Genomic DNA, 2,383 nt, shown 5'->3' on the forward strand with positions numbered 1-2,383 from the left:
GGTGCGCCGGTCGGTAGTGATCGGACGGCCTGATGACCTCGATCACGTCGGAGATCGCGTCCTTGGACAGCAGCATGCCGCCAAGCACGCACTGCTCGGCGGCGACGTCGTGCGGCGGCATCCGCTCGAATTCCTCGCCGCGCTGTGGCAGCTCGGCAACACTCACCAGACGCCTCCTCCCCGCGCGTAACGCCCCACCCGTGCGTCGACACCGTTCTACCTAAGGGGTCTGACGATCGACGCCTGCCGATAGCGGTCTAACATCGGCGGTTCTGACATTCTGCCGGCCCGCGACGCGAGTGCCAACACGGCCTTGTGGATAACGTGTTAAGAACCTGTGGCAAGCTTGTGCGCAGTCAGTGGATTTGGCTGTGGACAGCTGGGCGGCGAGCCAGTCGCAACCTGCTCCGACCTTCACGAATGTAATCCACGGGCTGTGCAGGAGAAAAAGTCGGTGACTTTCTGCTCCGAAGTTATCCACAGGGAAATTCACAGGCCGCATCGGGTTGTCTGTGGAAAACCGGTGCGGGCATGCCATCAACCGAGGGTTTTCCCCAGATTTCGCACTGAAGTGGGCAACGCTGCACCGCGCACGCCAAAGCCGCGCACTAGATAGCGCAGCCGGGCACTCGGGCACAGCAGACCTTGGAACGAGCCGCGCCCTCGACGAGGGCCGGCTATCATTCGCCTGTGTGTTCGATCACGGGGGACGCAATCGACCGCATCGCGGCCGCGATTGACCAGCTAGCAAGCGATGCGCACGACGCCAAGGCCGGGGTGACGGCGGACGAACTGACCGCGCGGATAGCCACTCTCTGGCAGATGGTCAGCGACCTTGATCCCGAACTCGCCCGGCGGGCACAGCGGTACACAGGACCAGCCGACAGCGGACCTTCGCTCTGAAGGCCCACCGCCGGCTAGGCGACTGTGGACACAGCACCCTTCCTGTGGAAAACCGGTTCCTGTGGAAAGGGCTGTGGAAAACAGCCAGGCGGCTGTGGATTCGAACTCTTTAATCCTGCTCTCCCGGCCCGGGACATGCCCCTGGGAAATAACGTCAGGATTAAAAGGTTCGTTCAGGCGCCGGTGACTTCGATGCCCACCGAGGCGGTCACCTCGGGGTGCAGCCGGACCTGGACCTTGTACGAGCCCGCCGCCTTGATCGGGTCGGGCACGAAGATCTTCCTGCGGTCGAGCTCCGGGCCGCCGGCGGTGCGGACCGCTTCGGCGATGTCGGTCGCGCCCACCGAGCCGAACAGCCGGCCGTTCGCGCCGGCCCGGCGCTTGAGGCGGACGGTCAGCCGCTGCAGCTGGCCGGCCACGGACTGCGCGTCCTCGAGGGTGCGGATCTCGCGCGCCGCGCGGGCCCGCTTGATCAGGTCAACCTGCTTCTCGCCGCCGCGCGTCCACGAGATCGCGAAGCCGCGGGGCAGCAGGTAGTTACGGCCGTAGCCAGCGGCCACGTCCACTACGTCACCAGGGGCGCCGAGGCCGCCGACCTCCTGGGTCAGGATCAGCTTCATGCGAGACATTGGTCAGTCCTCCCCTGCCCTAGCGAGCCGTGCTGGTGTACGGGAGCAGCGCCATCTCGCGCGCGTTCTTGATCGCGGTCGCGACGTCGCGCTGGTGCCGGGTGCAGTTCCCGGTGACCCGGCGCGCGCGGATCTTACCGCGGTCGGAGATGTACTTGCGCAGCAGGCCGGTGTCCTTGTAGTCGACGTAGCTGATGCGCTCCTGGCAGAAGACGCAGACCTTCTTCTTAGGCTTGCGAATAGGAGGCTTCGCCATCGTGGTGCTCCTTAAGAGAGCCCCGCGCGATGCGGGGATGGTCGTTGTTACTTGCTTGCTTTACTGCTTAGAACGGCGGTTCGTCGGAGTAGCCGCCGCCGGCGGCATCGGACGCCCACGGGTCCTCGTTCCGGCTGCTGCCGCCGCCGGACGAGCCCTGGCCGCCGCCGTAGCCGCCACCGCTCCGGTTGCCGCCACCGCTACCGAACCCGCCTTCGCCGCCGCCGCGGCTGGCCCGGTTGACCTTGGCGGAAGCGTTCCGCAGGGACGGGCCGACGTCGTCGACCTCGACCTCGTAGACGGTCCGCTTCTCGCCTTCCTTGGTCTCATAGTTCCGCTGCCGCAGCCGGCCGGTCACGATGACCCGCATGCCGCGCTGCAGTGACTCGGCGACGTTCTCCGCCGCCTGCCGCCACACGTTGCAGCTGAGGAAGAGGCTGTCGCCGTCCTTCCACTCGCCCGTGGCGTTGTCGCGCATCCGGGGCGTCGAGGCGACCCGGAAGGTCGCGACCGGCTGACCGGATGGGGTGAATCGGAGTTCCGGGTCGGCGACGAGGTTGCCGACGACCGTGATGGGGGTGTCTCCTGCCGCCAT

At 66.6% G+C, this 2,383-nt stretch carries 5 protein-coding genes; 1 reads left to right on the top strand and 4 read right to left on the bottom strand.

Annotation, left to right across the window (positions count from 1 at the left end; translation table 11 throughout):
- On the bottom strand, window positions 1–166 hold a 166-nt coding region (locus tag VN779_RS05830; RefSeq protein WP_414639587.1), incomplete at its 3' end, for a DnaB-like helicase N-terminal domain-containing protein.
- 524 nt (window positions 167–690) lie between these two features.
- Between VN779_RS05830 and VN779_RS05835 the strand changes: the two genes are divergently transcribed.
- The gene (locus tag VN779_RS05835) at window positions 691–903 is read left to right on the top strand and encodes a hypothetical protein (protein WP_325720929.1); all 213 of its coding nucleotides are present in this window, start codon (window positions 691–693) and stop codon (window positions 901–903) included.
- 173 nt (window positions 904–1,076) lie between these two features.
- Here the strand turns inward: VN779_RS05835 and rplI are convergent, their stop codons facing one another.
- The 3 genes from rplI to VN779_RS05850 all read right to left on the bottom strand — a co-directional run.
- Window positions 1,077–1,523, bottom strand: a complete 447-nt coding sequence (gene rplI, locus VN779_RS05840; protein ID WP_325720935.1) for a 50S ribosomal protein L9 — start codon at window positions 1,521–1,523, stop codon at window positions 1,077–1,079.
- A gap of 28 nt (window positions 1,524–1,551) precedes the next feature.
- Complete coding sequence (gene rpsR, locus VN779_RS05845; protein WP_325720931.1) at window positions 1,552–1,788, bottom strand: 30S ribosomal protein S18; 237 nt, start codon at window positions 1,786–1,788, stop codon at window positions 1,552–1,554.
- A gap of 67 nt (window positions 1,789–1,855) precedes the next feature.
- Window positions 1,856–2,383 (bottom strand): single-stranded DNA-binding protein (locus VN779_RS05850; protein WP_325720932.1); only part of this gene is annotated, 528 nt, incomplete at its 5' end.

The organism is Actinocrinis sp. (assembly GCF_035605935.1).
In the GTDB taxonomy this organism is placed as follows: Bacteria; Actinomycetota; Actinomycetes; order Streptomycetales; family Catenulisporaceae; genus Actinocrinis.

What these genes read in the sequence shown, in the direction of transcription:
- rplI (WP_325720935.1), bottom strand. Translation starts at nt 1,523, where the DNA reads ATGAAGCTGATCCTGACCCAGGAGGTCGGCGGCCTCGGCGCCCCTGGT.
- rpsR (WP_325720931.1), bottom strand. Translation starts at nt 1,788, where the DNA reads ATGGCGAAGCCTCCTATTCGCAAGCCTAAGAAGAAGGTCTGCGTCTTC.